The following is a 6,490-nucleotide window of genomic DNA, read 5'->3' on the forward strand; positions in this document are numbered from 1 at the left end:
ATTTTATCATAGAAAAGAATGGTGTCAATGTCATTTTTTAATGAAATAGTAGAAAAGCCCCTCAAACCGCTAATCAAAAAAGACGAACTTTTTTTCAGTTCGTCTTCTTCCTCACTTCACTTCCTCATGCACATGTGCAGAATGTCTTTTATTCGCGATAAAGAGTGCACATGTCATCGCAAGAATGGCCAGTGCCCACCAAAACGTCGATACGGCCTGTTCATGATCAATGATAATTAAACGGATGACAGCTGTGATGCCAATATAAATGAAATAGCGAAGCGGGAAATGAAAGTTTGATTTAAAGTATTTAATAATTAAGGCAATAAACTCAAAATACATAAAGAAGATCAACAGCTCGCCAAGCATCCCATAATAGCTTTCTCCTTTGTTAAACAATGTTTTGTAGACGAATTGCACGATGTACCATGTTTCACTAATTAAGAGTACGCTTAGCGCAATCGCTAGAAAAAACAAGCAGATATTCAGAAGGGCTTGCAAAAGATCAGGTACCTTTTGGATATTGATGAATTTCATCAGATTGTTTCTCCATTCCATGATTATTTCCCTCTACATTTTTGTATTCCAAAATCGTAGCACGCTGTAGTAGGCATTATTCTTTTCTGTACTTTCAAATTGTCCGTGCATTCGGGACATCATTCGCTTGATGCTTCGTTCCCCAAGTCCATTGCTTTCCGGTACGATATTTGTCTTTTTTATCGCATTGCACACATGGATCTCAAAGAGATCTTGATCAGATAAGAATGTGATGTGAATGTCCTTGTCTGGATCTGCATATTTACGTAAGTTTGACATCACATTGTCAAACACTCTTCCAAGCTCTTCAACATTCACATTGATATAACTATCTGGCATTTCGCCTAATATATGGACCGTAAAATTCTCCTGATGCAGCAAAGCGATCTGGTCTGACAGTAGGTCATACATCACTTCTTTGACTGCAACGCTCTCAAGCTCAGACTCGTGCTCTTTATCAAGCAGAAAATAAGCAAACAGATGATCAGACAGGTTCTTTAATTGCAAGGCCTTTCCATAGGCATTGGCTATATATTGCTCCTTGCGGGTACCCGCTAGAGCCTCCTCTTTTTTCGCAAATTCCAGATTCATGATCAGTGATGTTAGTGGTGTCCTCATATCATGCGACATTTCGGTCACCAAGCTGCGGCTCTCTTCCTGCAGATCGTCAATGGCTTGAAGCTTGTCTAAAAAGGCTGTTCTTAAATCCTCAATGCTCTTGGCAATCATGGCCAATTCATCATGCCCCTTCACTGTCATCTCATAATCTAGCTCTCCGCCTTCAAGAATATGAATCTCTTCGCGGATCGTTTGTAAATAACGCAGGCTTCGACGAATGCCCAAAAGCACTATGATAAGAAAGATAAGGGTCGCACCTAGCAGCTCTAGTGTAAAAGCAAGATCGTAATATCGAGATGAGTAAAACCCGTCCACCATGACGCGGCCTTCTCCGTCACTGAATTTAACCGGGTATGAATGACGCTGTGCGTACTCGGTCATCTTTTCTTCCCCATAGGCGGATTCGTCAGTGGCAGCGTAAATCGAGTCATATTGCAGCACTTCATCCTTGAAAATGGTGAGATTAATATAATTCTCTTTTTTCACCCATTCGTCGAACGCTCTTCGATCCGTTGACGTCAGCTCATGCTCTGAAACGAAGCGGCTGAATGTTTGAATGTACCTGGCTGACTCTTCTTGATCATACTCATCCGAACTCAAATATCCTTCGATCAAATCATCGGTGATCTTTTGCAGTGTCAAAAAAACAACACCACTCACGATGGCAGCCACCAAAATCAAGAGGGACAGTTTTTTGGTTAACGAATATTTACGATGTGCCAAATCGGTATCCTCTCCCCCATTCCGTTTTGATATACACGGGACGAGCTGGGTCATCTTCAATTTTGGCACGCAGCTTTCGGATATGCACCATCACCGTATTGTTTGAACAATAAAAATAAGGCTGGCCCCACACACTTTCATAAATATTTTGAGCAGAAAATATTTTATTTCGCTTGTTCATGAGCAGCTTCAATATCCGATATTCTAAATCAGACAACTTGATTTGCTGTCCATCTTTCCACACTTCATTAAATTCTTCACTCACCCTCAGCTTGCCGCCAACTAAATAGGTCTCCCCCTGTTCCTTCTTCTCCTGATAGATGGTATATCTACGCAATTGTGCAATGACTCTAGCGTGAAGCTCCTCTTCTGAAAAGGGTTTTGTCATATAATCATCTCCACCAGCAAGTAATCCTTCAGTTTTATCGAATATACTTGATTTGGCTGTCAGAAATAGAATCGGTACATTTGAGGTTTTTCTCATTTCCTGACATGTTTCAATTCCTGAAAGGCCTGGCATCATCACATCTAACAGTACTAAATCTATCGCACTGTGTACAAGCCTCAATGCACTCTCTCCATCCATGGCTCTTAGCACTTCATATCCTGCGCGCGTAAGGGATTCCTCTAAAAGATCACCAATATCTTGATCATCCTCTACAACTAATATTCGATGGGTCAAGTCTCTCACCTCATCCTTCATGATGTTCAATCTTTTATGTGTTTACTATATATCATCTAGCTATGTGAAAAGATACACCATAAATCTTAAGTGTTTATGAATATGATCATTTGCCATCAATTCGTCACATTTATTTTCAAAAAATTGGATCTTCATAAATGGTTAAGAATTGGGCTGTATATTGAGTCATTGAAGGATCAATCTTTAATGAAAAGGAGCATTGATATGAATGTAAGCAAAGTAGAACACGGACAACCCATGAGTCTCAAAGAACGGGTTCATTTCTTGGACATCGTACGCGGATTCGCTTTATTAGGGATTATGTTGGTCAATTATTTTTTGATTGTAGATTCGGCGAAGGGGTTCGATATGGGGTCAAATGACGTCTTTCATAACTTCGTGAATTGGTTTGCCTCAGGGAAATTCATTACATTATTTTCTTTCCTATTTGGGGTTGGTTTTATGATTTTTATGGATCGAGCTTCTCAAAAAGTGGACAATCCAAACAAACTATTTGCCCGCAGATTAACCATTCTCTTAGGATTTGGTCTTCTGCATTTAACCTTTGTTTGGATTGGTGACATTTTGGCCTATTATGCTGTCGCTGGCTTTTTACTGCTTTTCTTTTACAAACGCAAAGCCAAAACCATCCTATACTGGCTCATCACACTCTTTGTGATTCAATTGCTCACACCCTTTTTCACCATGCTGCTCAATACCCTCAGTACAGGATCATCAGGCAAGCCGAAGTTTGCTGATTTCGAGCTGACCAGCCACAACAGTCTGACTTATTTAGCATCCATCAGTGACCGGTGGACAGATATGGTCACAATGGCTTCCAGTTCTTTTTCCACCGTCTATTCCATGTTCTTCATGTTTTTACTTGGCGTTTATTTCGTGAAAATGGCGTTTTTCAAGAACATGGAGACGAAAAAAGCGATTTGGAATCGTATTTGGATCATTTGTACAATCGCTTTTCTCATCACACAAGGCAGTACGATCATGACCGCGGTCAATCCTTTTGACAATACGCTCTGGATGGACACGATCTCTGCTCTTGAACAAAACGGGGGACTAACCGGGAGTATGTTCTACATGAGTTCACTTGCAATGCTGTTTCTGCATGTTCCTCAGTTGCGAGGTGCTTTGATGGTCTTTACCAAAGTCGGACGGATGTCACTCACCTGTTATTTGCTTCACTCGATCATTGGAACATGGCTCTTTTTGAAATATGGAGCCGGGCTTGCCGAACATCTTCAGCCGGCTGGTACGTTCTTCATGGCTATTGGCGTGTATGTCTTCCTTATGCTCTTCAGTACGTTATGGTTAAAACGATTTAAGTATGGACCGATGGAGTTTATTTGGAGGCAGCTGACGTATGGGAAGGTACATGATCAACCGAAAACAAATACATTTCATGCGGCGAAGTAAAAGAAAAAAGGCGAATTGCTACAGTTCGCCTTTTTTTAATATGTGATTTTTTTTATGCTTCAGATACAATCCGTCCACTTTCAATACTGATCAATCATTTCTTGCAATTGAGTCAAATAACTCTCTTTTAATTCATCTGGGTATTCAATTTTCACATGTTTCCCAAATGAGATCAAATAATGGGTCATATACGCTAATTCTTCTTGGTTGTACCCACCCATAATATATGGAGTATCTTCAATGATCTCCAATCTCATATTCGGATAATGATTCTTCAAAAACTTTTCTTTTCCTTGTTCCGTTAATCGACATTTAAATGAGATATCATGATAAGTTTTTTCGTACTCGAGCTGCAGTGCTTTTAATTCTTCCTTCGTAAAGGTGTCTCTTACTTCTTCTTCAATTATCAAGTCCTTCATAAAGTCACATCTATAGATGTTCCACTTGTATAACACTGTGTTTTATTGAGTTGAAAGGATGTTCTTTTTGTTGTTCGCAATATAGGCATTGTGCCTAATACTTTTTCTTTGGCAATGCATATGGTGGTAAAGAGTCTAACATTCAAGGAGGAATAAACATGACAATGCAACAACATCCTGGACACCACCATGGCTACCCATCTTATCCATACTACCCTTATTATCCTTACCATCATTACCCTTATGGTCATCACCACCATCATCACGGGCATCATCATCATGGGCATCACCACCACCATGGACATTATCCTCAGTACAGCCCTTATCAAAGCGGCGGCCACTATCAAGGATGATCCTTAGTGGCAACAGAAAATAAAAAACTGCGTCAAATTTCATGTAAATGATTTGACGCAGTTTTTGTGTCTTTACTCTGGAAAAACTCATTTCCCAACTTCATTTGGACATGACCCTCAGAACGGTTTCCAGTTCGGGTCTTTAATGTCTCGCTGATTTGGCTTTCTGACAAGCACAATACTGTATTCATCACTAGCCCCAAATGCCATAAAATTTCGCTGTGCTTGTTTTAATGAAACCACATTTGCGCCCCCTACATAATCAGGGTCTTCATATTGAGTTCCATCATCTTCCCAAAAACAAATATCACAAATATCATATGTACCTGGTGGTTCTTCATCTAATGTTTTGTATCCACAACAAGGACAAGTATATGTCACGAAGCTCCCCTCTCATTCCTTTCATTTCACTATTATCGTTTAAATGATAAACCTTCTTCTTCTAATGAAGTCCTCATACTTGGTAAAGAGGCTGGTCCAATCCCATGGAGTTTCAAAATTTCCTTTTCGGTGTACTGTGATAGTTTTTGCAAAGTATCAATTCCTTCGTGCACTAAGGCATTTCTGGCAGGTGAACTTAATTTCGACAGAAAGCCACTTGCAGGTTTATTTTCTTTATTGCAAGTAGGGCAGCTTGTACAAGCACTACTTTTGTAATACTCATGTCCTTTTTCACAAACCCTTAAACTTTTTTCAGCTCTCAATTTAACGCCTCCCAATACATTTTGGTTCAGTTTTACTTTATAAAAGCCCTGTATGTTTTTATTGCACAATCCTGCTTCGTTCAACATATCAATTCTTTTAAAGCTTTTTCTCCTTTACCTTCATAATTGTCATGACTAACACCTATCATATTAATTGAATTTTGGTTTGTAGTTTGTATAAGAATAAGAAAACTCCTTTTAATTATCATCTTCTCCTACCATGAAAGTACGATACTTCGCTTTAAATTCTTCATATTTTCTTTCATCCTTAAAGATTAAAAATGCCCCTCTGTCGTCATAAATATGATAAATAACACCTTTATCTTTATTGATAAAGAATACTTCAGGATACTGACTAGATTTATCATTGAACCTCGGAGTCATCCCTTTAAAATCTTGATGACATATTGCCTTTATGATTTTCTTGTACTCTATATGCTGTTTTTGTGTTTCTAAAGAATACTGAAATACGTTCCCATTCTCATCTTTAATACTTTTTGCATTGAGTCTATATTGATTCGTTTTTGTTGAATACTTACGATATACACCGATCGGCCTTCGTAATGAATGCTCGCTTCGAACAATGGTGACGAAGAACAATGAATCGTTTTCCCCAAAAAGTTCATCAAATATATTTATTGCAACATGATAAACCTTCGTAAAGTAACATGAATTTAAATCGCCTTGATCATCAAACTGATACATTTCTTTTTCTAGTTCAATATGAAGGCTTAGCGGTACCTCGTTAAAGGAATCATTCATTAGGTCAATATTGAATTTACTTTGTACATAATCTAGATGAATCATATCCTATTTCCTTTCCCTTTTTAATTTTCTTCATATATTTTTTCGGATTTATTCATTAACTTGTAGTAACTACCTCCATGAGGATCCCCTTATCCAACATCTCTTAAAAATAGAAGAAGACGAACTTAAAAAGTTCGTCTCAGATTGTAGAGAAACTCATGTTTTTCTACAATCTTTTTTATTTTAAAGGTATATATGTTGAATGAAATGTATCGA

At 38.4% G+C, this 6,490-nt stretch carries 9 protein-coding genes; 2 read left to right on the forward strand and 7 right to left on the reverse strand.

The genetic code is table 11. The annotated features are described in order from the left end of the window. Window positions 1–111 precede the first annotated feature (111 nt). Genes psiE through AB1K80_RS15340 form a run of 3 tightly spaced genes read right to left on the reverse strand, consistent with a single transcriptional unit; the run spans window position 112 to window position 2,560 of the window. Window positions 112–537: a phosphate-starvation-inducible protein PsiE gene (psiE, locus tag AB1K80_RS15330; RefSeq protein ID WP_412857663.1), complete on the reverse strand. Its 426-nt coding sequence runs from the start codon at window positions 535–537 to the stop codon at window positions 112–114. A 33-nt stretch (window positions 538–570) separates the two neighbouring features. Further along, complete coding sequence (locus AB1K80_RS15335; RefSeq protein ID WP_412857665.1) at window positions 571–1,878, reverse strand: histidine kinase dimerization/phospho-acceptor domain-containing protein; 1,308 nt, start codon at window positions 1,876–1,878, stop codon at window positions 571–573. Further along, window positions 1,865–2,560, reverse strand: a complete 696-nt coding sequence (locus tag AB1K80_RS15340) for a response regulator transcription factor (protein ID WP_412857667.1) — start codon at window positions 2,558–2,560, stop codon at window positions 1,865–1,867. Before AB1K80_RS15340 ends, AB1K80_RS15335 begins: the two co-directional genes overlap by 14 nt. A 225-nt stretch (window positions 2,561–2,785) precedes the next feature. On the opposite strand from AB1K80_RS15340, the gene AB1K80_RS15345 reads away from it, so the two are divergent. Next, entirely contained in the window at window positions 2,786–3,991 is a 1,206-nt protein-coding gene (locus tag AB1K80_RS15345) for a DUF418 domain-containing protein (protein WP_412857668.1), read from the forward strand. An 80-nt stretch (window positions 3,992–4,071) separates the two neighbouring features. Here AB1K80_RS15345 and AB1K80_RS15350 read toward each other — a convergent pair whose 3' ends face one another. Further along, window positions 4,072–4,446, reverse strand: a complete 375-nt coding sequence (locus tag AB1K80_RS15350) for a WYL domain-containing protein (RefSeq protein WP_412857669.1) — start codon at window positions 4,444–4,446, stop codon at window positions 4,072–4,074. 122 nt (window positions 4,447–4,568) lie between these two features. Here AB1K80_RS15350 and AB1K80_RS15355 point away from each other — a divergent pair, with 122 nt between their 5' ends. Beyond that, window positions 4,569–4,763, forward strand: coding sequence for a hypothetical protein (locus tag AB1K80_RS15355; RefSeq protein ID WP_412857670.1), 195 nt, complete (start codon window positions 4,569–4,571; stop codon window positions 4,761–4,763). A 117-nt stretch (window positions 4,764–4,880) separates the two neighbouring features. On the opposite strand, the gene AB1K80_RS15360 is transcribed toward AB1K80_RS15355, so the two are convergent. The 3 genes from AB1K80_RS15360 to AB1K80_RS15370 form a co-directional block, all read right to left on the reverse strand. Then, window positions 4,881–5,144 (reverse strand): CPCC family cysteine-rich protein, encoded by a 264-nt coding sequence (locus AB1K80_RS15360; RefSeq protein WP_412857671.1) that lies wholly within the window; start codon window positions 5,142–5,144, stop codon window positions 4,881–4,883. Between the two features lie 32 nt (window positions 5,145–5,176). Further along, the gene (locus AB1K80_RS15365) at window positions 5,177–5,467 is read right to left on the reverse strand and encodes an RNA polymerase alpha subunit C-terminal domain-containing protein (RefSeq protein WP_412857672.1); all 291 of its coding nucleotides are present in this window, start codon (window positions 5,465–5,467) and stop codon (window positions 5,177–5,179) included. 198 nt (window positions 5,468–5,665) lie between these two features. Beyond that, window positions 5,666–6,274 (reverse strand): hypothetical protein, encoded by a 609-nt coding sequence (locus AB1K80_RS15370; RefSeq protein ID WP_412857673.1) that lies wholly within the window; start codon window positions 6,272–6,274, stop codon window positions 5,666–5,668. Window positions 6,275–6,490: the final 216 nt, after the last annotated feature.

The sequence above is a fragment of the Bacillus sp. 179-C3.3 HS genome, from assembly GCF_047229225.1.
GTDB lineage: Bacteria > Bacillota > Bacilli > Bacillales > Bacillaceae > Bacillus.